Genomic DNA, 26,463 nt, shown 5'->3' on the forward strand with positions numbered 1-26,463 from the left:
CATTTACTTTGAAGGTCGATTAGATGATATAATTAAAATCTAGTCAAATTTACTGACACAGAATTTTGAACGCCCTCCTTTAGAGCGGGTTTTTTATTTTTTCAATAATTTCTTTAATGTTGGCATTAATCTCTTCTACATGATTAAAAAACTGTTCTGATAAGTTTTCTCTAGCAATTTTTGACTCAATGATTTTATGATCGGCTTCTGTTCTATCTTTTTGCAAAAGACGTACTGCTTTGGTTAATTTTTTTGAAGATCCTATTTTTTCTTCAAACAATCCTAATAACTCTAACTTACTAATATCTCGTCCTGATTCATATACAAAATCCTTATCTAAACAATCTTTATTATTTCTAAGAAAATCTTTTAAAGTTTTCTGATTAATATTATCTGGTCCAACTAATTTAAAGAGTTCACTACAACTATCAAAATAAGATTTTTGAGTATTTTCGACTGGAGGACGGCAATAAATATTTTGTACTTTATTAAAAATATTATTCTCAAACAGTGAGTTTAATGACTCTAAGTTGTTAGTTAAATCTGATAATTCATCAGTATAGTTCACCCACGCACCTTCATAATTTCTATTAAAGAATTTTTCATAGGCTTCGTCATTAGGGAGAAAATCTAATTCATGGATATTAAGCTCGTGCGAATGCCAATATCTTTGTTCAAATTCGCTCATGTTAGCCAAATCTTTATATATGGCAACAATGGCTGATTTTCCATTTGCTAATGCTTTTCTACCATGTCTAACATGGATATATCTTTCTTCAGGTGTTTCTTCAGAACAAATATAGATATGCCCACCTGATCTAGAATCATCGAGTTCATAATATTCAGGATAATCAAAATATCGAGCTAATACAGATTCATCAAAAAGTACCTGTGATAACTGATGAGCTCCTAGATATAATCTTTTCTTATACTCTGGAATACTTTTTCTAACTAAATCACTAGAGTAAAAAAATTCTTCTAGCATCTGCTTTGAAGGAAAATATATATGCACCTTAATCGGAGTAAATTCAAATTCTCTCGTTTCTGAGTCTATTGATATTTGAGACAATTCGACATTTGCATTGATAGTCCCATAGTTCGCAGCTACTAAATCTTCCATAGCACGCATGACAATTGAATTATCAATTTCAATTTTATTTGCTATTTCTGAACTAGCGGTTCCACCAAATGATTTATTCCAATTTTCTATTGAAATTTTTTCGATATTTTTCTGTATTTCATCTAATTTCAAGGAAAAACTCTCACTTTTCTAATTATGACGGTATAACATGTTAATTTATAAAATCTTTCCAACTTTATTCAAGTGATAATTCTCAACGTAAAATAACATGACCATTAAAAAAGTATCCTCCATCACCAAACTTGAAGACTTAGGACGTATCCAGCTTCCCTAATCCCTCTAAATTTCCCTTTAGAAAAGGGAGACTTTGTCATGTGATTAATTGGATACGCGTAGTTCCCTCTCCTTTATTAAAGGAGAGGGTTAGGGAGAGGATTACTTTTATGCTATAAAATCAAAAAACTAACTAATAGAAAAACAAAAATGACACCTGAACTATTACTTACCATCATTCAAGCTTTCATTGGCATATTCGTGCTTGTGATCGTCATCATGCTCATCTATCCCAAATGGCGAAAAAAGATCACAGAACCTAAAGGCGATACCTCCAAACGTCAAAGAGGATCTGATTGGGCAGATGGGCTAGAACTTATTTTTATTCCCATTTACTGGCTAATTAAACTTATTGCAGGCATCTTCAAATAAAGCCTCATGACTTATCGCCTTATAGTCCCAACTTATTCAACAAATCTGGGGTTAAAAAAGTCTGTGCAACACGATTCAAATCGATATAACGCAGCACACCTTTGAGCTGATTATTAATTTCCGGATTCTTTAAAATTTCCTCGCCTGTGGTTTTGCCTAAAGCCTGAAAACTATCTCCAACCGCTTGCAAACCTTCAGCCTGAATCACCGCCTTGGTCTGTGCTGAACATTGCTCCACTAAAATGCGCTGCAACACCGTCGCCAGATTCTTGTCTAATGCTTCCTTTTGACTCGCGGTCACATTGCTAAAAGCCTTTAAGTCCGGATGATTACCTAAAGCCACAAAGGTCCATTGCAAGACGGTAGTTTTATCCGTGACTGTGGTGGATTTCATCAAACAGTCACTGAGCTGGTTGACTGTCGGACCAGCCAATGTCACCTGAGTTACACTTAATAATGTTGCACTTATTAAAAACGTACGAAGCTTTGTAAAAGATTTATGTGCCATCATAATTTCCTGTTCTTCGATGTCCGGCCAATGATATGAAACCAGTTAGTTGTAGCATGGAACAGGGCAATAAATTGATAGAAATCTGTAAAATTTGCCTCAGATTTACAACACTTGGATGATCGCTCTGATGTCCATATTGCTATTCATCAGGTCAGGATATTGATCAGTCAAACTTAGCGCTATGATTTAGACTAAAACAATAAAAATAAAAACTTATAATTATGAATAACAACATATTTCACAGCATCATACTGTGGGGACTTGTCCTTTTTTCGTCTTGATCGTATTTTTATTCATTCATCCGACATCACGGAAGGAGATTCTCGGGTCACGTGATCTCCCTACAAAACCAAGCCGGCTTTCGTCTGCTCTCTCCCGTCGGATCGAGCAGATTTTTGCGCCTATCTTCTCGATGGTTAAAAGGATCATACGGATTTTGGATTAAGTCTTTTGATCCTGTGCTTATTTTAACTGCCTCAAAAGATTCTTGGCTCCGGCATGATTATAATTATTGGCCAAATTCTGCAAAATCCGCTTGGATTGAGCTTTAGCATTCGGGAAACGGCTGGCATAGACCGGAATACTGTTCAGACAGCGTGCAACCAGCATCCCTGATTCAGTATAGACACGTGTTCCCTCTGTGCCCTGCAATTTGCCATAGTTATAGGCACGCTGGGCGTTGTTACAGGCATTATTCAGATTCTTGCCACTGTTAATATCACGTCGCGCTGCCACATAAATCTTCATCTGATTTTGTTGCGGTGTTTCTGCTACCGTAGCTCGAGCTGATGCCGCTGCTAGCTGCTTTTTCTCTGCTTCTTTTTTCTCTAACTCTTTTCTTTCTAATTCCTTTCGCTCTAATTCTTTCTTCTCCAGTTCTTTACGTGCTGATTCCTTCAGTTCATTTGTCGTCTTTGCGGCAGGAGTCTTAGGAGGAGTCGTAGTTTTTATCGATGCAGGTTTGGTTTGCTCCAAAGCAACCCTGGCTTTAGTTGGACGATAAAAGTTTTTTGCTTGAGAAGGACTCATGACCTGGGTGAGTAGTCGAACACTACGCGTCTGGCTAGATTTATCAACTTGTCGTTCAGAAGTTGGCTCAATCGAGACAATCCAGCTTTCAGTCAGGTCATCCATACGACACTGATAGGCACCGCTACCCTGTACAACACCCCGATTGGCAATCAGGCGTTTGCGTTGGGCAACATCTGCCACGGCACTAAAATTACTTTTATACAGCAGTGAAAATTTACCGCCCTGTTCATGACAATATTGCGTCAGTATCGAACGCGGATACATGGCCTGAGTCGTATTATTTTTCTGAGCTTGTCCCCAAAGATAAACATAATCTTTTGCACTACCATCACGTTGATTCAAAGCCCGTTTGGCAATTAGTTCTTCCGGACTGGCAAAAGGATGTAACACCTCTGATTTCAACCGATTCACGCTATTACATCCAGCTAAAGCTGCTGCCCCTATTATTAGAATTATTACTTTTAGCTTCACAGCAAATATCTCAACCCCAAAATCCCGTATAACATAGCTTAAATAGCACAAAACAACAAACACAAGATATTGATAACTATAATATTTAAATGGTAAAAAGGCACATATCAGCCTCAACTTTGCTGATTATGCCAAGCTTCATGTGATAAAAATTGACACAAGTATCATTTTTAAATCAGTTCAAATAATAAACAATTCCATTCAGGACTCAAGAAAAAGATAGAAAAAACACATAAGAAACCGAAGAAAGCGGTGAGTCCTTCTCCGGCGGCTTATTCAGGGAACGCTACAGACCTTTATTATAATGGGTAATAAATTTACCTTTTATCCGCTATAACATTGCCTGAACAAGATCAGCATAAGAATAATTTCCTCAACGTACATTTGTTATTTTTATACGTCAAACCATCGGAAATTAAACGCCATCTTGACTGGCCCTTAGGATTTTAGACAAGAAAAAAATATCTGAATACCCCAATATTGGGAGGTTCTGACACGATTTACCCAAGTCATCTGACCAACGGTCAGATCGATATTTTCCATTGGATTTTGTAAATTAACTCGCCCTAAAAAAAGCCAAACCTAAAACTGTTTGGCTGATAAAGCAGGATAATAATATGAGAAAAAATTAATCAATATGTGATTCAAATGCTTTTAAGCGTTTATAGATCGACATCAGTTCAATAATCGTCGGCCAAGACAGAATCAGATACTGGAAAGATTCCCGCACTTTGCCAAATACATTCAGGATTTGCATCATCAAACCAAGAGTAATTGCCCCTGCTGCAATACTTGGAAACAGAATAAATAATCCGTAAATATTGTCTAACTGCAAGTACCAGATCCGAACCATGTTGAAATAAGCATAGTGAAAATACAACCGGAAATAATTCCAGCGTACCCGGCTAAACAGTTCTTGTAATGTCAGCGGATGTGCGCGATCAGCATAGTCTTCGCCATAGACCAGCTCTTTACGATAGGCTGCCTCAACTTTCTGGTTATTGAACTCCAGTCCGGGCAATTTCATTCCCACGACCATTAAAATGACCGTACCCAATACCGCCCAGCCGATCGAGGCCCACATTAAAGCATGCGGTATTTCCCCTACAATCGGTAAAACTTTCACATGACTAGAGAGCTGATATAAGATCGGCAGGAATGCCATCAGCAACATCAGCGCTTCGATCAAGGAAACACTTAACTGCTCCGTGGTTTTGGCAAAGCGCATGGTATCTTCCTGGATACGTTGTGATGCACCTTCAATATGACGTAACTGCTCCCAATGTGCGGTGTAATAATCATTCATCGCGGTACGCCAGCGGAAGACATAATGGCTGACAAAAAACAGGTTAAATACCGCTAAAGTGACATAAACCATCGCAATATAAATAAAGGTTAATGCGCCTTGATACAGCAATGAAACATCCCCACCACCCTTCGTGAGCATTTGTTGAATCTGATCATAAAACGGACTATACCATTCATTTAATACGACATTGACCTGTACCCCGAACCAGATATTAAACAGAATAAATGCCGAGCCCCAGACCGACCAGCGCTGCCATCGGTGTCCGGCTTTCCATTGCCAGAACAGCGCAAATATCGTAGTTGCCATGAAATACCAGAGATAAAACCAGATGAATTGAGCTGACCAGAAACGCCCGATACCGATTGTAAGCTTTTCATCAAAATAATTTTCAGGAAAACCCAGATAGGTTCCCCATCCTGATCCGCCACTATGCCAAAGCACAAGATTAATGATAAACCATAAAATCAGGCTGCTAAAAAACCAGACGGGTTGCGGGAAAAATGACTTAAACATACCGACCCAGTTCTCCTTATGTCTCTTGGTCATCCAAATGACTGTCTCTTGGTCATCCAAATGACGCCTAGTTTATTCTTATTTTAGATTTTTACTGTTATAAAGCATTAATTTTCAATTTAGTGTAAAAAAGGATAGAAGGATATCAAGTCTCTAGAAACTTATTTTTATCATTCAGCTCTGCGTTATGATTTTCCTTATATTCTCGATTTTTATCATTTAGCCGAGCGATATCAAAAAACAGAAAAATCATCATGTTTTTGACCTTTCGTTATTTTGATAGACTTTTTTATGCCTGTTATCTGTCGGGTTTATGTAAAAGAAATTCATACTTGCGAGCATTGCAAGAACAGGATGAACATCAGGCATACTGCACGTCTCCTGAGTATCTTTTATCAAACTAGAGTACTTCTCCTATTTGAATAAGTCATTGATCAAGTTCTCAGTTTTTGAAGAAACGGTTAAATTTTCGAAAATTATGCTATGATTTAATTATCGAAAAGTAATCTTATTTTGGAAAAAACTATGGAAAGTTCGGTAATTGAATTACTTAAACCGGTGACTCTAGAAAAAGAAAACTGCGCCCCTATTAGTTTTGAAGCAGGTACTGTTTTGAAAGTGGTGATGCAGACTCCAACCAGTCTTCTGGTCAGTAATGATGATGACTTTAACTTTACCATTCCTTTAAAAGACAAAAATGAAGTGTGGCGAGAAATTTGAGTATTTTTCTCTTATGCAAATAGATGGGTTGTATCTGAGTTGGGTTTCTTAACTTATAGGATACGACCCTTAGCTTTTCTCCACTTTGATTGCTCTTTTATTATTTTTTCAAAAAATTATTTCTTTCCTCTTCTGTCATCATTTACTGATTTTAAATTGGCTCATATCCATTTGAGCAAAAAATTCTGTTTAATTGAAACATCATTTAGTTTTGTAACCTATGTAAGATCACTAATGATCTGTTTTCGGTCTTTTGTATCTACTCTGTCCTTACGATGACACCTTTACATCTCTTCTCTCTGTTTAGCTCAACTTCATCTAATACCTACGCTTCGATTCAAAAAAAAGAATATTCAAGTTATTTTCAGAGTTTAGTCATAGAACTGGCGTTCATCTTTCTTCGATTTTTTATCCTCTGATAAAATTTATCAATAAGAATTAAAAAATAATCTGAGATGCTAAATTAAGAGGCTGTTTAAATTGTATAGCTCTGCAATTGGTCCCAGGAAAATTTAATAATACGAAATTTCCCTCTAGACAATTTTAGTATTTTTTCCTTTTAAGACAGCTTAGCCAATCTTAAAAATTATTAACTTTCATAAACTTAAGCTAAAAATTTTAATTATATATATGCCCAATTTATAAATTTATTTAAATTATTATATTTAAAAAATAAAATACAAATTAATAATAAATACTATATTCTGAAAAATTAATTACAAAATACACATTCAAAAATAACGATCAAATAATAAATCTTATTATCTAAAACCCTGAAAAACAATCAATCCAAGAAAACTTTAAAATATAAAATCCTTATAATTTATTTTTAAAATTTATTAACAATACTGGATTTCTACCAAAATATTTCTAAATCTTACAAAGTAACTGTACTTGTTAAAAGTGTTTCGTTTCTGCACTTAAAGCCAGTCTGTTAAATGAAATATGTTATAAATTTAATCAGATCAATGACCATTCAGGTAATTCTAACTTTTAAACCAATTTAATTTCAGAGGCTTAGGTAGTATTTATGTCGACTCTAAAAGAAGATCAAGACCTAGAAGATTCACTTGCTACATCTTCTTATATATTACCTCAAGTGATTTTAACTCAGCTCAAACCTATTATTTATTCTCACAAACTTATTTTATTTCTTGATATTGATGGAACCATTTCTGAATTCCACCCAGATCCAGCAAAAAGTATAATTAAGAGCGGAACCTTAAATACCTTAAAAGAGTTACAACAATATATTCAGCTAATATTAGTGACCGGTCGCTCAATTGCACAAGCCCAAAAACTTATTTATCCATTTGACTGGAATATTGCCGGTTCTCACGGTCTGGAATTAAGCTATCAATCGCGTTTAAGCAAGTTAATTGATTTAAATCCTGAACAGTTTGAATTATTAAAAAATTATATTACAGAACATAGTAATAATATTCCTCAGACTCGAATAGAAATTAAAGACTATTCAGTCGCCCTGCATTTTCGTGAACATCCCTATTTAGAGCATCAAGTGCATGCATTTGCCTTGAATTGTCTTACTCATTTTCAGGATTTTGAACTTAAGGCTGGAAAGTTTGTATTCGAACTGGTGCCCAAAGGGGCAAATAAAGGTTCAGCCATCCAGCAAATCATTCAGCAATATCACTTAAGTGATCATTACCCCATTTTTATCGGAGATGACCTGACCGACGAAGCCGGTTTTCAAGTCATCAACACATTCAAAGGCTGCTCTATCAAAGTCGGTACAGGCAACACCGTGGCACAACATCGCCTCGAAAACGTGACTCAAGTACAGGCTTTTCTAGCAGAATTTTTAGAAATACTGAAAGCACAACAACAATTATTATTGGAGAAATTACATGTCGAAACTCATAGTGTTATCAAATCGTGTAAATCTACCTAAGTCAGACAATACACAGGCAGGTGGATTAGCGGTGGCATTGCAGGATGCTTTGCAGGATATAGGCGGTATCTGGGTTGGCTGGAATGGATCCCGAGTTGACCAGACGAAAGAGCAGAAGTTTCAAATCCTGAAGCATCAAAATGTTGAATATCACACGAGTCCATTGACTGAATCCCAATATCAAGGCTTTTATTGTGGTTTTGCCAACAATGCATTGTGGCCGCTGATGCACGACCAGCATCAACTTGTAGATTATCAGCCGCAGGATTTTAAGATCTATCAGGATGTCAATTTGCGTTTTGCCAAGCACCTGAAACAGGTGGCATCTCCACATGACATCATTTGGATCCATGATTATCATTTTTTAAGCGTGGCACATTATTGCCGTAAACTGGGCATGCGTAACCGTATTGGATTTTTCCTGCATATTCCCTTTCCTGAACTAAGGCTCTGGCAGACTTTAGCCGCTCATCGCGATCTGGCACATCATTTAGCCAACTACGATGTACTGGGTTTACAGACCTCTCGCGATCAGGAAAACTGTTTAAATTTCCTTGAACAGACCTTAAAAGTGCAGCATCGTCACAATGAAATCCTGAATTATCAATCTCGAAAGATTCATGTGAAATGCTATCCGATTGGTGTGCATCCTGTGCAGCTACAGAATCAGGCCTCAGATACCCATCTGGAAAAGCTTCCCTTTGATCTGGATACAGTGCAGCCTTATAAAACCATCATTTCAGTTGACCGGATTGATTATAGTAAAGGCTTATTGGAGAAAATCGGATCGTTGCAGAGCTTGCTGGAAGATCAACCGGAGTTTAAAAATCAATTCCAGCAATTACAAATTGCCTGCCCATGCCGACTGGATGTAAAAACCTATAAGAACCTGTATACGCAATTTAAATCTGCCGTGCATGAACTCAATAGCCAGCATGGCACAACGGAGTGGTTACCCTTTGATTGCAGCTATGACACCTTGGGTCATGAAGCCTTGATGCAACTGTATCGTAAGGCTGATATTTGCTGGGTAAATTCGATCCGGGATGGCATGAATCTGGTCGCCAAGGAATATATTGCTGCACAAGATCCTTTAGATCCGGGTGTCTTGATTCTTTCTAAATATGCCGGTGCTGCTGAACAAATGAAAGAAGCCTTACTGGTCGATCCTTATGAGCATGACAGTATGGCCAAAGCCTTGAAGAAAGCGCTACGTATGTCTAAATCAGAACGTTTAGAGCGCTATCGTTATTTAAGCCAAGGCTTGAAAAATTTCGATATTATTCGCTGGCGTGATCAGTTTATCACTGACCTGAAAAACTCACAAAGCTTGCGGATCTATCGTCCCTTGGCTGCAGGAGCTTCAAACCAGTTCAGTGTACATGCCTAAATTTTTAAGTAAAAAAACACCAGCATTAAGCTGGTGTTTCGTTTTGAAGAGGAGCCACAATCTCTTCGCTTTGTTGTACTTCGTTTGGGTCTGCAGTGAGATGATTCAAAATCACAATACTCAATAGACCAATCGCAATGACGCTAAATACTAAGCTCAATCCGATGATTTCACTGCCGAAGCCGACCAATGCCGGTCCAATCAATGAACCTGTATAAGCAAATACCGATACATAAGACAATGCCACATGTGAAGCCAAAGTTTTTTGACGTCCTGCACGGGAAAACATTAACGGTACAATGTTGGCACTACCTAAACCTAAAATCGCATAACCCACCAACACTACTTGCCAGACTGGCGCAAATACTACGGTCAATAAACCGGTTGCAGCCAATAGTGCGCTTAACAGAATCGTATTTTTTTCACCAAATTGCTGAATAATCAAGTGACCGCTAAAACGTCCCAACACCATCAAACCCGCAAAGAAACTATAAGCCAGACCGGTTTGCGCAGCAGGCAGACTGAACTCAGTAGCAAGGTAAATACCACTCCAGTCCATAGCTGCACCTTCTGACAGAAAAGCCACAAAACAGATCAGACCAATGCCTAAAATCGCCCAGGTCGGCGCTGCTTTTTTCACTGGCTGTTCTGATGATGTGTCTTCTACCGCTGTTTTTGGCTCAGCACCCAAACTTAAAGGAACAGCGAATAAGGCAATAAGCAGCAAAATTACACTGACAATCACCGCACCGGTTAAAGGCGCCAAGCCAAGTCCCATTAACATGGTCATGCCCAGTACGCCTGCCAGACCACCTAAACTACACACGCCATGAAAACCCGACATTAAACTTTTACCGAGTTTTTTCTCAATCTGTGCAGCCTGAATATTGACAGTCACGCCCAAAGCCCCGGCACTGGCACCAAAGAAAAACAGGCTGATGGCCATCATTAAATGATTCGGACTATAAGCCAGAGCAGGCAGAATGAACAAAAATGCACTGAGAATTACGGCTAAAACAGTACGGCAACCTAAGGCATTGGCCAGTCGGCCGGCCAGTGGCATCGCCAGCATTGAACCAATCCCGGCACACAGCAATAACAGGCCAAAATCAGCATGATTTAATAACAGGCGCTGCTGTGCATATGGAATTAAGGGTGCCCAAGCCGCAGTACTAAAGCCCAAGCTAAAGAAGCACAACGCAGTCGCTATTTTCTGCCATAGATATGGTGATGGAGACTGAATTCGAGAAAGCAGTGTTTGATTGAACATTGTATTACCAAAAAAGAAGGCTCAGGCATCCATTACCGATCATCCATAGAAAAACCCCACAGACTTATAGCTAGAATGTATAAGTTTGCGGGGCTAAATTTGCGTGAATTATAAACAGAATAAATTTAAATGGAATAGTTTTTAGACACTAATTTTAAGATTTTTTACAAGTATCTGATTGTATAAAATTTATAGTTTTATGCTTTTATTTGCATAGGTTGATCGGTTTTTTCGCGGCCTGCTTAAGCTCAAGTTTTTGTAGAAAATGTGCAAAACCTGCAGCAATTTTTGAGCTAAGACGACTGCTGGTAGTGACTCTCAGCTGATTCGACCAGACAATCTGCGCGCCGGCTTTTTCTAAACGACGGATGAAATCGACATCTTCATGACAGTCCAGTTGCTGAAACCCATTGACCTGTATATAAGCCGAAGCTTTAAAACACAGGTTTGCGCCATGAACATGCCGATGTCCCATGCTGTCCTGATAATGTCGGAGATAAGCCTGACGGGTTTTCCGGCTTAAATGATCCCATTGATCCAGCTCGACCACACCACAAATCGCATCGGTGGGTTGATGCTGTAACATCATCTGAAACCAGTCACACTGTACGTATGAATCGGCATCGGTACAGCAAATCCAGTCACAGCCCTGCTCGATCATTTGCTGAATCCCCAAATGGCGTGCCTTACCGACATTTCGGAAGTCGCAGCTCATAGCCGGAATGCCCATTTGCTGAACTTTAACGGCGGTGCTATCAGTACAATGGTCCAAGACCACGAGAATCTGGATTTCAGGAAGATTTTCTATTGTTTTAAAATATTGAAAAAAATAAGTTTGTGCTGATTTTAAGGCTAACAGACAGCGTTCAATATAGGCTTCTTCATTACAGGCCGGAATCACCACACCGATTTTTTTCATCTTAAGCTCTCCTGCTCTGCTACGGATTGCGCTGAATTCAGCCAGAGATCTATCAAAAAATCGGAATCCTGCAAACTTAAACGATGGGAATAGTTTAAATGCGCTTTGAGATACTGATGGACATCTTCACCATTTAGGCTAAATCCCGAGATTGGCGCGCGCCAATGACAACTCAAGATACATCCGCCCGGTTCCAGTGCAGTATGCAGCCATGTCAGCACCTGTTGCAGAGCAATCGGGTTCAAATAATATAAAATCTCACTGACGACAATGAGCTGAAATTTCTGTTCGGGCAAATCATCTGGCACGATCCGCTGTAACACCTGTACATGCGGATAAGCTTGTAAACGCTGCTGCGCCAAATGGATCGCAGTATTATTGGCATCCAGACACATTAAGCTATTTGTCCGCCGCGCCAGTTCCTGACTAAAGATGCCATTACTGCAACCAATCTCAATCGCGGAGTCAAACTGAAAGTGCGGCAAGATCGCCAGACAAATCTGCCGTTTGCGCTGTTCATACCAACGCTGTTCATATTGCCAGGGATCTCCCTGATTCAGTGCATATAAGGCATCGAAATATTCCTGATCATAGGCTGCTTTACTGTTCATACAGATACACCTCCCAGGGCTGTAAAATACGTTGTAATGCCTGCTCTGGCAGAATCGGTGATTGATCTATCGTCGGATCAAGCTCGATCTGGCTCTTAAAACACCGTGCAGCTCGAGACTTATATTGTAATTCTTCCTCAGTTAATTTGAGTTGATGAGCGACGGTCCAGGGAATTCTGGTATCTCCAGGTGTTGCCCAATGCCATGCCCAAATCAAGACCTGAATACAGGGCAAATGAAGTTCAGTGGCCAGCTGCTGTGTGACCTGCCCCGTAATTTCATGATCTGGATGTCCATCATGAACAAATGTGCTAATTAACACATCATTCGGTTGCAGATAAGATTGCAGATGCTGTTGCAACACATCCCGCTGTTCGGCCACCTTGCCATCTTGAATATCTAAAGCGATCCGCAAGATATTCTGTTTTAAAGGTAACGCTTCTAAAGCTGCTCGCGTTTCAGCAGGACGAATCTGGTTCAACTCTTCGGGAGTATACAGACTAGAGCCGGGATGACTGGCTGTCCCATTGGTAACGGCAAAAAGTACGATCTGATAGCCCAATTTGTCCAGATGCTGAATCAGGCCTCCACAGCCCAAAATTTCATCATCAGGATGAGGGGCAATAATGCAGACTCTTGCATCTAGGGGAATAACCTTAGGAATATCGAACTCCGACATCTGTTGCAAAATCTGACAGGAACGCCATTCTTCGAGCCGTGTACCTTCGCCATGGATGACACGATCCCCTACAATCTCATGTCTTATAACGTCCATAATTGTTCCTCCTGTGCAGTCAGCTCGCCAATCCGCTCCAAGTCAAATGCAGCATGACTTTGACGAATAAATACCGGAAGATCTGCTGCAAGCCGAGCGAAATGCGGATGCTCACAATACGGCCCAGCACCAAGTGCCTTACCTACATGAGTTAGTACATTTAAGGCAGTCGCTTCCACCTGAGCACGTAGGCTACGAATCTTTAACTCATGTGCGTGTTGCGGTTGCTGATCAATCAATGCAGCAACTTGATAAAATAAGGACTGTGTCGCTAAAAGCTCCCGACTAATTTCACCGAGATACATGGCCTTATAGGCATGCGGTTTTAACAATACTGCCTGTCTTAAATATTCAGCCAAACGCACGGTTGCACCATACCAGCACGCGGCCACACCTGCGGCGCCATGCCAGAATCCGGGCCGATCCAGATAGGCATTTGGAGCTGCGACTTTTTCCGCATTAACCTGATCCAGTTCAAGCCGGGCAGTCAAGGTATGCTGCATGCCCACTGCATGCCAGGCATCCTGATGATGCTGAATGCCTTCTTGTGACAAATCTAGAATCAGTAATTGGGATTGTTGCTGCTCATCACGGTGAGTCAGCAGACCGTGTTGCACCCAGACCGATGCAGAACACCAAGGCTTAATTCCGCTTAGCTTTCCTGCTTGCAATGTTAAAGGTTTGGGGCCACCTTCTGCTGCCCATACTGCCCATAAGCCTTTTTGTTCTACCGGAATATTCAGTTCATGCAAAATGGCCAAGGCGTCCAGATGGGATTCAAACAATTTGCCTAGGGTCAGATTGCTGGCTGAAACCTGGCTGAGTATCTGCCAGCGTTTTAAGGTCGCTCCGGAAGCGGGATAAGGCACCTGTTCGGAAATCGCCACCAGTTCCATTAAAGTGTGCTGAATTTTTTCTTGTAGCTCCAGAGGAGAATTTTCAAATCTTTGTAATATTGAACCGAGGTTCATGCATGCGGTTCCTCATAAAATACGGATAATGTTGTTGTGTTTTTAAAGTCAGTTAATGAGAAAGCTTGCGCATTTGTTTTAAACGTGTGGTCAGCCCTAGTACCTTACGCCGTGCATTAATCTCTTCTTCATTGAAACAGAGTTGCTGCATTAGTTCAGCTAAAGGCAAATGATTATGTTCAATGAGATAAATGTCCTGTTCTCTGCTCCATTTGGCTTGTTGTGCTTGAGCCAACAACTTTTTGACATCCAGTCTTACCATCTCTTCATCCATTTTAAAACCATGAGGATAGAAGCCTTAGCCTCTATCCTCTAACATAAATTGAATCGTTTAGGCAGGAATCGCTTCCGCAATCGCTTCACGCGTCCAGACACGATGGTTTAGGATTAAAGTCTTGAAGCTATCTTGTACTGCTTCAAACTGTCCATTTGCCAGAGTTCCTTCATCGCTAACCAAACGCAGATCTTCAATCAGCTTGCCTTTATCACCCAGGAACACGATTGGTTTTAAATGCTTGTAGGCTTCCAGCAGATAATGAGTCGCCACACCGTCTTTCATTACCACATCGTAATTATCACCGTCAGCAATCACCACGGCATCATAGGCAATGGATGGTTCTGCTTTTTGCATACCATCGGAAGGAATCACCTCGCCTTGCTGACCCAGTACCGGGCCCGGATTTGGGGTCAGTACATCGACCACAGCCCCTTCTGATTCTGCCCAGGTTTGAACAGCTTTGATACTGGCCTCATTGGCTTTATCGTGTACCAGTAGGGCAATTTTTCGTGCTTTGATATCTTCAGGTTTGAATGCCTCGAAAGATAAGCGTGGTGAAACCTGCACCTCTGGCAATTTCGCAGCTTTTTTCTCTGCCGGAATTTCAATGCCCAATTGGTCAGCCACCTGCTGTGCCAAGTCCAGATCGATATTGCAGAGCACTTCAAGCACTTCACGCTCACGAATATATTTGCGCTCCACCTTGCTCAGCTCGAAGACATAGGCATCGACAATATGCTTCTGTTCATGCGGCGTCTGGCTGCGGTAGAAAAGACGGGGCTGACTAAAGTGATCACTGAAAGATTCGCTACGCTGACGGATCTTGTGTCCATCAATACGTTCCTGATAACTTTCAAAACCACCGCCTTGTGCTGCGGGCGGAGTTTCAGCCGGCCAGTTATTGTCAATCGAATTCGGCTCATAACTGGCTTGACCGGTATGTACAATACGCTGATGTAAACCGTCACGCTGGTTATTGTGGAATGGACAAACCGGCTTGTTAATTGGGATCTGGTGGAAGTTTGGACCACCTAAACGGCTAAGCTGAGTATCGGTATAGGAGAACAGACGTGCTTGTAATAATGGATCATTGGTAAAATCCAGTCCTGGCACAATATGTCCCGGACAGAATGCCACTTGCTCGGTTTCACCAAAAAAATAATCCACATTACGGTTCAGTACCATTCTGCCAATCGGTGTCACCGGCACCAGCTCTTCCGGAATAATCTTGGTTGGATCCAGCAGGTCAAAGTCATATTTCATCTCATCTTCTTCTGGAACCACCTGTACACCTAGCTCCCATTCCGGATAGTTACCGGAGGCAATCGCTTCATATAAGTCACGACGATGGAAATCCGGATCTTTACCTGCCAGTTTTTGTGCTTCATCCCACACCAGTTGGGCGAGACCCTGTTTTGGGGTCCAGTGGAATTTCACAAAAACCGCTTTATTCTCGGCATTGATAAAACGGAAAGTATGCACACCAAAGCCTTGAATGGCTCTTAAATTACGCGGAATGCCCCGATCCGACATGGCCCACATCACCGCATGTGCAGATTCAGGCACTAATGAGACAAAATCCCAGAAAGTATCATGTGCAGATGCACCGGTAGGAATCTCGGTCTGTGGTTCAGGCTTGACTGCATGTACAAAATCCGGGAACTTGATCCCATCCTGAATAAAGAATACCGGCGCATCATTCGCCACTAGATCAAAATTACCTTCATCCGTATAAAACTTGGTCGCAAAACCACGAATATCACGTACCGTATCTGCTGAACCACGCGGGCCCTGTACGGTAGAAAAACGCACAAATACTGGCGTTTGCACACTGGTATTGGTCAGGAAGCCTGCCTTGGTCAGTTTTTCATTCCCCGGATAAGCCTCAAAATAGCCATGTGCGCCGACACCGCGGGCATGCACAATACGTTCTGGAATTCGCTCATGGTCAAAATGGGTAATTTTTTCCCGAAGAATAAAATCTTCGATCAAGGTCGCACCGCGAACGCCTGCCTTGAGACTGTTCTGGTTGTCGGAAATTTTAACCCCTTGATTAGTAGTGAGTGCCTGCTCGGTCGCATCACTGCGATATGCGTCGAGCTGCTCACTTTTTTTATTGGTATTTTGTTTGTCTAAACCGTCTTTACCAGTCGCGGGGCTATTGGCCTTAATTTTCATGATGTATTCCTTGCTGAGCTTGAGTTTAGTTCAGATATTATTGGTCTATCTCAAAGTCGCTTGAGCTGATATGTTGCATGGTTTGACCAATCAAACTCATCCCGCAAGTCAATCTGCTACATCCGATCCTGTATCAGCCTCATATTTCTTCTGAATATGCTGACTCGAAGCATTTTTGCTTTTCTGGGAATATTGTTATTGGTTTCGCCTGTGTCCTAACATAACTGCATTTGAGAAAGAGATTTATTATTGTTTGTAGTGCCTTGTTTAATTAAGGCAGCATTGTGTTATTTTTTATAAATTTCGGGTTTATTTATGATTTAAATTTTTATCTAAGTTATTTATTTAAAATAAAATATTAAAATTTCACAGAGATATTTCGAAATAAAGATTCAGTATGGTGATATGTGATCTTGCTCAAAAATAAGCGTCATAACCCAAAACGATGTTTCAATCCTGAAATGATTAGGACTTTTTAGAAGTTCAATTTGCTATGAAAAATTAACGTGCTACCGCTGAAGATGGTCAGAACTTGACAGATTTAAATAGTTACAATCCCGCGCCCTGCTTATACATAATGACTAAACTTCCTGCCTTTATATTGATCTAATATCTATAACTTATAACCACTTAAATCTCTTAGCCTGTTAGATCAAATACAAAGTCATAGAGATCATTTCATCTCTTGGCTCGGGCTTCGACTACATCCGACTTTATTTTAATACACCGTATCGCGTTAAGTTTGAAGGAGTAAGAGCATGGCCTCTTCTAAAAAAGAATCTAAAGCAATGAAAATTGATATCGGGATTTCGCATGATGATCGCGCCAAAATTGTCGATGGTTTATCCAGACTTTTAGCAGACAGTTATACCCTGTATTTGATGACCCATAATTTCCACTGGAATGTCACCGGCCCCCAGTTCAACAGCCTGCACAACATGTTTATGACTCAATATACCGAGCAATGGAATGCGTTGGACATCATTGCTGAACGTATTCGTGCTCTAGGTTTTGCAGCACCCGGCACTTATAAACAGTTTGTAAAACTCACCTCCATTAAAGAAGTCGAAGGTGTACCTAAAGCTGAAGAAATGATACGTTTACTGGTAGATGCACATGAAACTGTGGCACGTACCGCCAGAAGTATTTTTTCGATCATTGAAGAAGCCAATGATCAGCCGACCGCTGACATTCTCACGCAAAGACTGGAAGTACACGAAAAAACTGCCTGGATGCTGAGAAGCAATCTGGAACAATAAAATCGGATCGAATCTTTGAAATCAGGCTTATTCACAGGATGAAATGGAAACTTGCGGTAGTGCCATTAAAGTTCGGCTTCATCCTGACGTTTATATTAGAGGGATTTATCGGCACTCAATGATTAGATCAAGCTAAAAGTCAGGATCATTAAAATTAAACCATCAAAATTTAAGGATGTAGGCAATCGCATACATCCTTTTTTAACAAACAGATTGTTTACAGATTATTTCAATCTCATATATGGCTATCATTTTTTGAAAGCTATAAATCTGAAATATCTTTTCGATCGCTTCAAAAAATTAGCCCTCCTGGCTCCTTACAGTACAGCTTAATCTTGAGGAGAATTGCTCGAATCACTTTCAATCCGGCCATCGACCAGATTGATGGTACGATCACAAGTGGCAGACAGGCGCGGATCATGCGTGACTAAAAGTACGGCGCAGTCGCGTTCACGATGCACTTTACGAAACAGTTCAAACATATCAGCCGCGGTCTGGGTATCCAGATTACCTGTCGGTTCATCGGCCAATAATAATGCCGGCTCAGTAATCAAGGCCCGAGCAATGGCCACCCGCTGCTGCTGTCCTCCGGACAATTCATTCGGTTTACGCTCGGCAAATTTTTCCAGTCCCACTGCCGCTAGTAAATCACGTGCGCGTTGCATTGCCTGCTGATTAGGTTTGCCATGCGCCATCATTAAAGGCATGAGAATATTATCCAGTGCACTAAATGCCTGAATCAGATGGTGAAACTGAAATACAAATCCGATGCTGTTGCCGCGCAGCGCCGTACGGCCGGTATCATCCATCGCACTGGTAGGTTGTCCCAACAAATACAGCTCGCCACTCGTTGGTTTATCTAGCAGTCCCAGAATATTCAGTAAGGTACTTTTTCCAGAACCGGAAGGGCCAATAAGTGCAGCAAAGTCGTTGCGATCAATGCGCAGGTCAATGCCATGCAAGACCTCCACTTCATTGGGCTGGCCAATATTATAAGATTTTCGCAGCGCTTCCAGACGCAGAACTTCCTGAGATTGCTCAGACATGACGAATCGCCTCCACCGGATCGAGTGCCGCGGCCCGACGTGATGGCACTGCTGCCGCCAGTACGCCTGTTAATGTGGCCAACAATAGTGCCAATATCACCAGTTCAATCGAAATTGGAATATAGAATAATCCCGGCCCAAAATTATTAAATACCCATACCAGACCATAACTGACTATGCTGCCCAGCACTGAACCGAGCAAGCCAAAGATTGCACCCTGAAACAGAAAAACTCTCAGGATTTGCGATTGGGTTGCACCCGTCGCCCGCAAAATACCAATTTCCCGGGTGCGCTGCACCACACTGACGGACATGACGCTGGCAATCCCGAAAGCCACCGAAATTGCGACAAAGACAATAATCATATTGGTGGACAGGCTTTGTGCAGTAATGGCATTCATCAGTTGGGCATTGGTTTCAATCCAGCTTTCGGCTTTTAATGAGGTCAGGCGTCCGACTTGTGCTGCAACCTGGTCTGCTTCAAAAATATTGGCAATGGTCAGATCAATGACTGTTACTCCGCCTGGCAGGCCGAGTAAGGACTGCGCCTGCTTGAGATCCAGATAAACATAACGCGCATCCAGTTCGCGCACGCCCAGCTCAAAGATACCGGCAATATTCACCAAGGCACTGTTCTGTTGGCCAGTATCGAGTCGCAACTTGCTGCCGACCTGAACACCGAGGTCTTTGGCCAATTGACTGCCAATCAGTACATCATCCGCGCCGACCCGCAACTGGCCACTGATTAAATATTCTTTTAATGGAATGATCTGCTGATAACGTTCTAAATTCATCCCGACCAAGGCCACGGATTCGATCGCATCACCACGTTGTACAAAAGCTGGCCCCGACACCACCGGCGAGACGGAGGTCAGTACAGGCAACTGGTCTAGTGTTTCGGTAATCTGTTGCCAATTGTTAATCGAACGCAGGCGCTGTGCCCGTTTGTCTTCCTGCAATAATTGCACTGTTCCGGCGGGAGGTGACACAATCCGGTTGACTTCATCCGGTGACAGCAGACGAATATGAGCCTGTGTACCTAAGGTTCGTTCAACAATATTGGCTTGCAGCCCCTGAATCAACGCAGTGATAAAGACGATCACCGCTACGCCCACGGCAACCCCGATGGTGATCATGATGGACTGCGCGCGACCCTCGCGCAAAAAACTGACCGCGATTTTCCATTCGATCCAGAGCCGCCCGAATAAATTTTTCAATCGAAGTTCACCGGTAATTCATTTTTACTATTGGCCATATCAGCAGAATTCTGTAATGAACTCTGGTGTGGTTTTAAGCGAACTCTGGTGCCATCCTCCAATGAAGATTCTGCATCTACCAACACCTGATCACCCTCGCTCAACCCGGATTTCACTTCTGACATGGCCAGGCCACGCAAGCCCAAAGTAATCTGCTGACGCTGTATTTTTCCATCACGTACCATTAAGACCACGGCTTTATCTCCCTTGATACTGCTTAAAGCATCATTCGGAATAGCCAGAGCCCGTGCTCGTTTGGCCGTCTCGACATTCACCGATACCGTCATGTCCTGACGCAGAAAATCTGGTACGGGATTGACAGTTAACCTGACTTCTACCGTACCTCGCTGTGGATCGATACTTGGTGCAATAAAGTTAATCCGGGCCGGGAAAGACTGATCCGGATAGGCATCGCTAATTACGGTGGCATTTTGCTGCAAGGCCAGTTGCGGTAAATTCCGCTCATCTAGCGGTACCCGGATTTCTGTATTCCCTGTTAACGCAATGGTAAATAAAGTTTGTCCCGGCTGAACCAGATCACCCGGCTCGACATCGCGTGTCAATACTGTACCGGCGACCGCCGCTCGAATCTTGGTTTTGGCCAGTTGCGCCTGTGCCACCGCCAGCTGTTCCCGAAGCGACGCTTCTTCGACTTGACCCGCAGCCAATGCGCCTGCTTTTACCCGGGCTGTCTCATAATTATTGCGCGCGACTCTTTCTGCTTCCACAGCCTGTTCGACTTCTTCCCTCGACAGGATGCCGGCTTCTGCATTACGTCTACGTGCTGCTTCTCGGCTGGCCTGTTCCAGCTGAGCTTTGGCACTGGCCAGTTCTGCTGCAGCCTGTGGCCGTCGGCTGCTTGCCAATTCGGTCAATGCCAGCTCGGCCTGTCTGACTTGGGCCAGCAATTCATCCGATTTCAATACCACTAGCAGATCACCCGGTTTGACCTGATCGCCTTCCTGCACCAAACGTTGCAGAACCACACCACTAATTTCACTGCCTACCTGGGCACGTGAAACTGTCGCAACACGTCCGGTCGCAACAACATTTTGTACCAGCGGCATGGCACTCAGCGTATAACTAGGCACCACTGGCCCCTGCCACCAGCGAAATAGAGCAAACCCTACTGCCAGTAGCAATACGATAATGAGCAAAATTTTATAGCGGGCAGCGCGCAATGAGAATCTCCGGTTGATTCGTCTAATTTGAAATAAGAAAGTCAAAACTGTATTTGTTTTTTTCCTAAGGTTTAATTTACAACAAGTTTCTAATTGGAATTATAGGTATTTTGTTGAGTTTGAAAAGAATGTTGAGTTCCTGTCCACTTTTTTGAGCTAGCTTAAGTCGGTGTCAGTCAAGTTCATCTATGGCAGATCCAGACACGGAATCAAGTAACAGAAAATTGTATTAAGTTTAAGGAAATGGAGATGTGATCAAAAAACAGGCTAGATCATGATAGAGCTTGCCTGTTCAATCGTTTGGGTGTTAATTGAATATTAGTTAAATATTAGACCGTACGACGCAATGGCTGATCACGCTGCGCCAGACTTTCGCCCATTGGCACGAGTCGTCTATCAGGCTCAATCTTTTGCCAAGGCAGGTCATTCGGGTCTGCTTTCATGGCCCCAGGCGCTTTTGCGACTAAAATGGCAGCAGCCATGTCCTGAAAATCTGCACGAAAATGTACCGAGCTTTTCACTACAATAATTGATTTATCTTCAGGCACAACACCAAAAATTCTAAACATATTACGATCGAGCAACTGGGCTTTGTAAGAGCTGACTGCAATTTCAATACCGTCTATTTCTAGTAATATACTCGGGCCGATATCCGCCTCAACGCCATGCATCATGGGTCCGCCATAGCTGAATTTTCCATCGCTATAGGCTTTGATTTTAAATTCAGCGCTAAATGGGGCATCCCCGACAATACCCGATGTTCCACCCAGTTGCGCATAAAAATGCTGACCAAGCCCAAGCTGATATGCTTGTTGCACCACCGCAGGATCTACGATGAGGCCAATCAATCCATTTTTAACTTGATGTCGATGTAGCGCCGATAACATCCCGGTTGTATTCGAATCGCCACCAGCTCCCGGATTATCCTGAGTATCTGCAATCACCACAGGTTTGGTCGAATGATGCTGTTGATAAAGTTGAAGTGCTTGCTGCACGGCATGATCTGGTGATAAGAAATCCATATTCCAATGCGCTTCTTGTTGCAGCACATGGGCGATATAGCGTTGCATAGCCTGATCTAACTGCTCAGCGTTTTCACTATAACCCCAGATACAACCACCACATTCGGCAAAGTCTGCCGCTGGAAAACCCGGCGTAAAATTCATCTGGACAGGATTATTTTGCTCTAGCTGTTCAAGTAAATTCATACAAGACTGGGTAGGTTCCAGCTCGGTACATTGTGCATTCAGTGCAATCAAAAACGGCAGCTTATACATTTGCTTGTACAGCTTTTTACCCCGGAATATTTGATACAGCACTTGGGCACAGCGTTGTCCGGTTTGAGCCATATCTACATGCGGATAGGTCCGATAGCAAATCAGCACATCACTATGGGCAAACATCGCTTGCGTGACATTGGCATGGAAGTCCAGACTGGCAATCACCGGAGTGTCCGGCCCGACTGCTTCACGAACCCGTCTTAACAATTCGCCTTCGCCATCATCCACCTGTTCACTGACCATAGCACCATGCAGATCCAGATACACCGCATCTGCAGGATGCTGCTGGATGCTTGCAATAATTTCATCACAGATCCGCTGGTAAGTGTCCTGCTCTACATGCGCTGAAGGTGAAGTGCCAGCCCAGATCACCGGAAAAAGTTGATAACCGAATTGTTCTGCTTGTTGGATAAAACCGCCAATCGGAATGTTCTGTTCCCGAAATTTCAGGATATCTGCGCCGCGGCTGAGTGGCGGAAATCCCCCGCCCTGGACAAAATCGGCGTAGCTTGCTTTGGTTGGGGCAAAGGTATTGGTTTCATGTTGAAAGCCTGCAATGATGATTTTCTTCATATCTTGAATCCTTCCTATGCTGCATGATTGATTATTTATCGACGATTAAAGCGGTGCGTGTTGCTTGCTGAGGCACAGCTTGCTTTTTCAGTCTGAAGGCATAAATCAGGAAAGCGCCACCGAGCATCATGATCACAGCAATCGTGAACCAGCCTGCCAGCATGGAACCGGTCATTGACTGCGCCATGCCCATAATATTGGGACTGACAAAACCACCGAGTAATCCGATACTGTTAATCAGGGCAATTCCGCCTGCTGCCGCACTGCCGCTTAAGTATTTCGATGGAATCGACCAGAAAATGGTATAGGCACTAAACATAAAGGCCGTTGCGGTACAGATCGCAATAAAGGACAGCAGGAAATTCGCACTGATCACCGACAACATCAAGCTGACTCCAGCCAATACCGTCGGCACTACACAATGCCATTTCCGTTCCTGCCATTTGTCCGAGCTGCGGGCAAAAATGATCATGAAAATTGCGCCGCATAAATATGGAATCGCCACCAGCCAGCCAATCATCTGCAAATTCTGGATACCGCCCGACTTCAATAAAGATGGTAGCCAGAAGCCAATCGCATAGATGCCACAGATAATGGTGAAGTAGGCCAAGGCCATGAAATAAATCCAAGGATCCTTTAACATCGCTTTAAAATTGCTATGACCAGTTGCAGACTGATGCTGTGAAATTTCTTTTACCAATAAGGCTTTTTCCTCTTGAGATAGCCATTTTGCTTGTGAGGGATGATCAGTTAAATAAAAGTATGCTACGCAGCCCAACAGCACGGTCGGCACAGCTTCTAATAAAAATAACCATTGCCAGCCAGAAAGATTATAAATCTGATGGAAAGTAATCATGATTTGTGTCGATAACGGCGCACCTAACATGCCAGCGAGCGGCCCGGCCAGCATGACAATCGCCATGACACGTGCCATGCGTGCACCGGAATACCAATAGGTCAGATAGAAAATCATGCCCGGGGCAAAACCAGCTTCAAATACACCCAACAAAAAGCGTAAGACATAGAACATCTGCGGGGTGGTGACAAATAGCATCGACATGGAGGTCAGGCCCCACAAAATCATGATGCGGGTAATGGTTTTTCTGGCACCGACTTTTTCAAAATACAGATTGGTTGGCACTTCAAACAGGACATAACCTAAAAAGAATATGCCGGCGGCCATGCCATAAATTGCATCGTTAAAGCCCAGCTCCTGCTGCATTTGTAACTTGGCAAATCCGATATTGATCCGGTCCAGATAAGCAAAGAAATAACATAGCAATAAAAATGGCAGCAGGCGCCAGCTTACTTTCTTGTAAATCTGGTTTAACCGTTGCTGATGGGAGGTCATTAAATCCATCTAAAACTCCTTTTTATCTAGATCTTCTTATTGTTCAAAATCCATGTAATCATGCTCCTGACTTGATAACAATGTAATTTATTCGGCATACTGATGCTTTTAAGGCATCAGAGTTTTTATGGACAGAAACTTGCAATTCCTTGCGCCACTGAACGGAATCAATGAAAAACGTTTGCGTTATTTCTATACGGTGATGATGTTCGGTTCGATGCGCAAAGCGGCAGATATCCTGAATATTGAACAGTCCGCCATGAGCCGACAAATTCAACTCTTTGAATCAGAATTAAAAATAAACCTGTTCAAACGTAAGGGACGGCATATTATTCCGACTGAAGCCGCCTATCTGGTACTTGAGTATTTCAAGGAAAATAAAAATCGTGAAAATGAATTATTTGACAGTTTATTTCAGCTGCAATCTTCTCAACTTGGTAAAGTGAACATTGTTTCAAGTGAAAGTTATATGCAACATATGATTTATGATGTACTTCGACATGTGCATCATAAATATCCAAATCTTGAAATCCAGTTAGAATTAATGAGTGCCCAGCATGTGGTACGACATATTGTGGACAGCCTGGCGCATATTGGACTGGCGTATAATCCTCCATTTCATACAGACATCAGCACCATTGCCCATAAAACAGAACCTTTTATTCTGGCTGTTCCTGCCGATCATCCTCTTGCCAAGCTCAAGCATCGCATTTGTCTTTCCGAAATTTCAGACTATAAATTTGCCTTAATGCCCGTAGGGCATGGTTTCCGTCAGCTACTCGACAGTGAAATGGTGCGCTTACAAGTGAACCTGAATATTGGTCTGACCACCAATTCTATTTATGCCTTAAAAAATTATGTGGTGGCTGGACATGGGATTTCCGCCATGCGCTATGCAGATATCGCAGATGCGGTTAAAGAAGGTCAGGCCGTTGCCTTAACTATTGATTCCGAGCTGTGCAACACGGCTCAGACCCAATTGATGGTCCGCAAAAATACCCATTTGTCAGAGTCGAAACATTTATTAATTGAGCGTATTCGTTCTAGTTTTGATTTGCTCTTTTAAATTGCTTATAAAATTTAGGCAATAAAAAAGCCACTTAAATAAGCGGCTGATTTATAACAAGAATTTTGGTGGAGGTGGCGGGAGTTGAACTCACTATAGTTCAACTCTATCAATAATAATCTAACATAAACCCTTGTAAATTAAGTATTTAAAGCTTTTCAATTTGATGCTATTTGATAGAGATTAAAAAAGTGTGGCAAAAAATGTGGCAAAGTATATTTAACTGCATTACATATAAACACTTCAGTGATTTTGAGTGTACAAGCTGTGTACAAAAAATTCCCGTGTAAATGGGAGTTTAACTCAGGATTTTTCCTACTCAGGATACCTAAGTGAAAGTGCCATATTATTTCAGCACACATCATTTATACATTCGTTTGGCTTTGTTGCACAAAGATTTGAAATGCAAAGCGCCCCTAATTGAGCCAAATTTAAGGCGTAACTTGGGTAAGTGGTCGACCTAATTCCGTAAATCTGTTAAGGACTGCTACACGTGCATGGATCTCATTCACTTGGCTTTGAAAGCTCCTTGCACTCAGTTTATCGCCCAATAATTTAATGCAATGCATCTTGGTTTCTACCAAACTTCGCCGATGATAGCCTGACCATTTTTTCCATAGTGTCCTGCCTAAACGTTTAACTGTTCGAAGTAATTCATTTCGTTCTAGCGAGCTACTCTTTGTATCTTTCCATGGGTTCGCATTTTTTCTAGGTGGAATCACCGCATGCGCTTGCCGATCTGCAATGACCTGACGGCATTGCTTGGTGTCATAAGCTCCATCGGTATAAACAGAGTCAATCTGCTCA

Annotated in this window: 23 protein-coding genes; 6 read left to right on the forward strand and 17 right to left on the reverse strand. The window is 42.2% G+C overall.

The genetic code is table 11. The features are described from left to right. Positions 1-79 precede the first annotated feature (79 nt). A complete protein-coding gene (locus MTX11_RS14680) occupies positions 80-1,252 on the reverse strand; it encodes a hypothetical protein (RefSeq protein ID WP_180088465.1) in 1,173 nt (390 codons plus the stop codon). Between the two features lie 312 nt (positions 1,253-1,564). On the opposite strand from MTX11_RS14680, the gene MTX11_RS14685 reads away from it, so the two are divergent. Continuing rightward, positions 1,565-1,786 (forward strand): hypothetical protein, encoded by a 222-nt coding sequence (locus MTX11_RS14685; RefSeq protein ID WP_005107594.1) that lies wholly within the window; start codon positions 1,565-1,567, stop codon positions 1,784-1,786. A 19-nt stretch (positions 1,787-1,805) separates the two neighbouring features. Here MTX11_RS14685 and MTX11_RS14690 read toward each other — a convergent pair whose 3' ends face one another. The 3 genes from MTX11_RS14690 to sbmA form a co-directional block, all read right to left on the reverse strand. Then, positions 1,806-2,294 carry a hypothetical protein gene (locus tag MTX11_RS14690; protein ID WP_243475430.1) on the reverse strand — a complete coding sequence of 163 codons (489 nt, stop codon included), beginning with the start codon at positions 2,292-2,294 and terminating at the stop codon, positions 1,806-1,808. Between the two features lie 465 nt (positions 2,295-2,759). Then, entirely contained in the window at positions 2,760-3,740 is a 981-nt protein-coding gene (locus tag MTX11_RS14695; protein ID WP_243475431.1) for a hypothetical protein, read from the reverse strand. 688 nt (positions 3,741-4,428) lie between these two features. After that, complete coding sequence (sbmA, locus tag MTX11_RS14700) at positions 4,429-5,622, reverse strand: peptide antibiotic transporter SbmA (protein ID WP_004279349.1); 1,194 nt, start codon at positions 5,620-5,622, stop codon at positions 4,429-4,431. A gap of 525 nt (positions 5,623-6,147) precedes the next feature. Here sbmA and MTX11_RS14705 point away from each other — a divergent pair. From MTX11_RS14705 to MTX11_RS14715, 3 genes are all read left to right on the forward strand, one after another. Then, the gene (locus MTX11_RS14705; RefSeq protein ID WP_044111243.1) at positions 6,148-6,342 is read left to right on the forward strand and encodes a hypothetical protein; all 195 of its coding nucleotides are present in this window, start codon (positions 6,148-6,150) and stop codon (positions 6,340-6,342) included. Positions 6,343-7,372: 1,030 nt separating this feature from the next. Continuing rightward, positions 7,373-8,254: a trehalose-phosphatase gene (otsB, locus tag MTX11_RS14710; protein ID WP_243475432.1), complete on the forward strand. Its 882-nt coding sequence runs from the start codon at positions 7,373-7,375 to the stop codon at positions 8,252-8,254. Next, positions 8,211-9,644, forward strand: coding sequence for a trehalose-6-phosphate synthase (locus MTX11_RS14715; protein ID WP_243475433.1), 1,434 nt, complete (start codon positions 8,211-8,213; stop codon positions 9,642-9,644). The genes otsB and MTX11_RS14715 overlap by 44 nt, the downstream gene beginning before the upstream one ends. A gap of 25 nt (positions 9,645-9,669) precedes the next feature. Here the strand turns inward: MTX11_RS14715 and MTX11_RS14720 are convergent, their stop codons facing one another. The 7 genes from MTX11_RS14720 to katE form a co-directional block, all read right to left on the reverse strand. Beyond that, positions 9,670-10,914, reverse strand: coding sequence for an MFS transporter (locus tag MTX11_RS14720; protein ID WP_243475434.1), 1,245 nt, complete (start codon positions 10,912-10,914; stop codon positions 9,670-9,672). 205 nt (positions 10,915-11,119) lie between these two features. After that, positions 11,120-11,833, reverse strand: coding sequence for a glycosyltransferase family 2 protein (locus MTX11_RS14725; protein WP_243475435.1), 714 nt, complete (start codon positions 11,831-11,833; stop codon positions 11,120-11,122). Further along, complete coding sequence (locus MTX11_RS14730) at positions 11,830-12,444, reverse strand: class I SAM-dependent DNA methyltransferase (protein WP_243475436.1); 615 nt, start codon at positions 12,442-12,444, stop codon at positions 11,830-11,832. The genes MTX11_RS14725 and MTX11_RS14730 overlap by 4 nt, the downstream gene beginning before the upstream one ends. Next, positions 12,434-13,219 carry a PIG-L deacetylase family protein gene (locus tag MTX11_RS14735; protein WP_243475437.1) on the reverse strand — a complete coding sequence of 262 codons (786 nt, stop codon included), beginning with the start codon at positions 13,217-13,219 and terminating at the stop codon, positions 12,434-12,436. The genes MTX11_RS14730 and MTX11_RS14735 overlap by 11 nt, the downstream gene beginning before the upstream one ends. Further along, a complete protein-coding gene (locus MTX11_RS14740; RefSeq protein WP_243475438.1) occupies positions 13,207-14,190 on the reverse strand; it encodes an acyl-CoA dehydrogenase in 984 nt (327 codons plus the stop codon). Before MTX11_RS14740 ends, MTX11_RS14735 begins: the two co-directional genes overlap by 13 nt. Positions 14,191-14,242: 52 nt before the next feature. Continuing rightward, entirely contained in the window at positions 14,243-14,452 is a 210-nt protein-coding gene (locus tag MTX11_RS14745) for a hypothetical protein (RefSeq protein WP_005247038.1), read from the reverse strand. Positions 14,453-14,521: 69 nt separating this feature from the next. Further along, positions 14,522-16,645, reverse strand: coding sequence for a catalase HPII (gene katE / locus MTX11_RS14750; RefSeq protein WP_243475439.1), 2,124 nt, complete (start codon positions 16,643-16,645; stop codon positions 14,522-14,524). Positions 16,646-17,403: 758 nt separating this feature from the next. Here katE and MTX11_RS14755 point away from each other — a divergent pair. Continuing rightward, the gene (locus MTX11_RS14755) at positions 17,404-17,904 is read left to right on the forward strand and encodes a Dps family protein (protein ID WP_004646199.1); all 501 of its coding nucleotides are present in this window, start codon (positions 17,404-17,406) and stop codon (positions 17,902-17,904) included. 329 nt (positions 17,905-18,233) lie between these two features. Here MTX11_RS14755 and MTX11_RS14760 read toward each other — a convergent pair whose 3' ends face one another. The 5 genes from MTX11_RS14760 to MTX11_RS14780 all read right to left on the reverse strand — a co-directional run bounded on the left by MTX11_RS14760 (position 18,234) and on the right by MTX11_RS14780 (position 24,599). After that, positions 18,234-18,950 carry an ABC transporter ATP-binding protein gene (locus MTX11_RS14760; RefSeq protein ID WP_004646198.1) on the reverse strand — a complete coding sequence of 239 codons (717 nt, stop codon included), beginning with the start codon at positions 18,948-18,950 and terminating at the stop codon, positions 18,234-18,236. Further along, positions 18,943-20,166 carry an ABC transporter permease gene (locus tag MTX11_RS14765; RefSeq protein ID WP_004646197.1) on the reverse strand — a complete coding sequence of 408 codons (1,224 nt, stop codon included), beginning with the start codon at positions 20,164-20,166 and terminating at the stop codon, positions 18,943-18,945. Before MTX11_RS14765 ends, MTX11_RS14760 begins: the two co-directional genes overlap by 8 nt. Next, positions 20,163-21,386: an efflux RND transporter periplasmic adaptor subunit gene (locus MTX11_RS14770; RefSeq protein ID WP_243475440.1), complete on the reverse strand. Its 1,224-nt coding sequence runs from the start codon at positions 21,384-21,386 to the stop codon at positions 20,163-20,165. Before MTX11_RS14770 ends, MTX11_RS14765 begins: the two co-directional genes overlap by 4 nt. Positions 21,387-21,715: 329 nt before the next feature. Then, the gene (locus MTX11_RS14775) at positions 21,716-23,239 is read right to left on the reverse strand and encodes a M81 family metallopeptidase (protein ID WP_243475441.1); all 1,524 of its coding nucleotides are present in this window, start codon (positions 23,237-23,239) and stop codon (positions 21,716-21,718) included. 31 nt (positions 23,240-23,270) lie between these two features. After that, positions 23,271-24,599, reverse strand: a complete 1,329-nt coding sequence (locus tag MTX11_RS14780; RefSeq protein ID WP_243475442.1) for an MFS transporter — start codon at positions 24,597-24,599, stop codon at positions 23,271-23,273. 118 nt (positions 24,600-24,717) lie between these two features. Between MTX11_RS14780 and MTX11_RS14785 the strand changes: the two genes are divergently transcribed. Then, positions 24,718-25,656, forward strand: coding sequence for a LysR family transcriptional regulator (locus tag MTX11_RS14785; protein ID WP_243475443.1), 939 nt, complete (start codon positions 24,718-24,720; stop codon positions 25,654-25,656). Positions 25,657-26,087: 431 nt separating this feature from the next. Here MTX11_RS14785 and MTX11_RS14790 read toward each other — a convergent pair. Continuing rightward, on the reverse strand, positions 26,088-26,463 hold a 376-nt coding region (locus MTX11_RS14790; protein ID WP_243475444.1), incomplete at its 5' end, for an IS5 family transposase.

The sequence above is a fragment of the Acinetobacter lwoffii genome (genome assembly GCF_022809915.1).
GTDB classification, from domain to species: domain Bacteria; phylum Pseudomonadota; class Gammaproteobacteria; order Pseudomonadales; family Moraxellaceae; genus Acinetobacter; species Acinetobacter lwoffii_M.